Origin of the sequence: Kitasatospora sp. NPDC002227, from assembly GCF_040296285.1 — a bacterium.
Taxonomy (GTDB): domain Bacteria; phylum Actinomycetota; class Actinomycetes; order Streptomycetales; family Streptomycetaceae; genus Kitasatospora.
Genome location: NZ_JBEOWY010000131.1, coordinates 1 through 1374, shown reverse-complemented (window position 1 = coordinate 1374; position 1374 = coordinate 1). Strand labels below are relative to the sequence as shown.

Sequence of the window (1374 nt, the reverse complement as noted above, 5' to 3'; positions counted from 1 at the left end):
ATCAGGCGGCTGCCGTCCGTGGTTCTCATGGCTTCGCCGCCCGGCACCCCACGACGACCCGGCCGCCGATTAGGAAGTGCGAGCAAGTCGCTGAGTAGAGCAATGCCGGCGAGGTCGTCCGTGGTACGCACTGCACGAACACGCGCGTCAGGAGCACGATGAGCCGGATATGGGCGGGGATCGACAGCGGAAAGGGCCACCACCATGGCCTGGTCCTGGATGCTGAGGGCAGGACGCTGCTGTCGCAGCGGGTGGCCAACGACGAGCCCGAGCTGCTGCAACTGGTCGGTGACGTCCTGGCCCTGGCCGACGGCGACGAGGTGACCTGGGCGATCGACATGACCGGTGGTGAGCCGGCCCTGCTGCTGAGCCTGCTCGTCGCGCACGGCCAGGAGGTCCTGTACATCCCCGGCCGTCTGGTGAACCGGGCGTCCGACGGCTACCGCGGCGAGGGCAAGACCGACGCCCGCGACGCCTACGTGATCGCCGACCAGGCCAGGATGCGCCGCGACCTGCAGCCCATCCGGCCCGGCGACGAGGCCGCGATCGAACTCAAGCTGCTGACCGGGCGCCGCGCCGACCTGGTCGAGGACCGCACCCGCGCCGTCAACCGCCTGCGCGGCACTCTGCTGAGCATGTTCCCGGCCCTGGAGCGGGCCCTTGACGTGACCAACACAGGCCCGCTCAAGCTGCTGACCGAGTACCAGACTCCGGCCGCGATCCGCCGCGTCGGCGTCGCGCGGCTGACGAAGTGGCTGGCCAACCGCAAGGTCCGCAACGCGAGGGCCCTGGCCGAGACGGCCGTTGAGGCCGCGCAGCGCCAGCACACCTCCGTCCCCGGGGAGAAGACCATCGCCAGGCTGGTCCACACCCTGGCCGAGGGGGTGATGGCCCTCAACGAGCAGATCGCCGAGATGGACAAGCTTATCGAGGGCCGGTTTCGCGAGCACGAACTCGCCGAAATAGTCGAGAGCGTCCCCGGCATCGGCACCGTGCTCGGCGCCGAGTTCCTGGCCGGTGTGGGCGGCAGTCTGGACGGCTTCTCCTCGCCGGACGCCCTCGCGGCGTTCGCCGGGGTGGCCCCCGCGCCCCGCGATTCGGGCAAGGTCAGCGGAAACCTGCATCGGCCGACCGTCTACCACCGCAGGCTCCAACGCGTCTTCTACACCTCGGCGTTGGTGAGCATCCGCTGTGATCCGAACTCGCGGGCGTTCTACGACCGCAAGCGCGCCGAGGGGAAGAAGCACGTCCAGGCCGTGATGGCGCTGGCCCGCCGACGCGTGAACGTCCTGTGGGCCCTCATACGCGACCGGAGGTGCTACCAAGTCACACTCCCGGCGGCCGAGACGGCTTGACAAGCGACATTAGGAAGCC

General features: G+C 69.7%; 1 protein-coding gene. It reads left to right on the top strand.

Translation table 11 applies throughout. From position 1 onward, the window contains the following. Positions 1 to 158 precede the first annotated feature (158 nt). Positions 159 to 1355: an IS110 family RNA-guided transposase gene (locus ABT095_RS38785; protein WP_350534343.1), complete on the top strand. Its 1197-nt coding sequence runs from the start codon at positions 159 to 161 to the stop codon at positions 1353 to 1355. Positions 1356 to 1374: the final 19 nt, after the last annotated feature.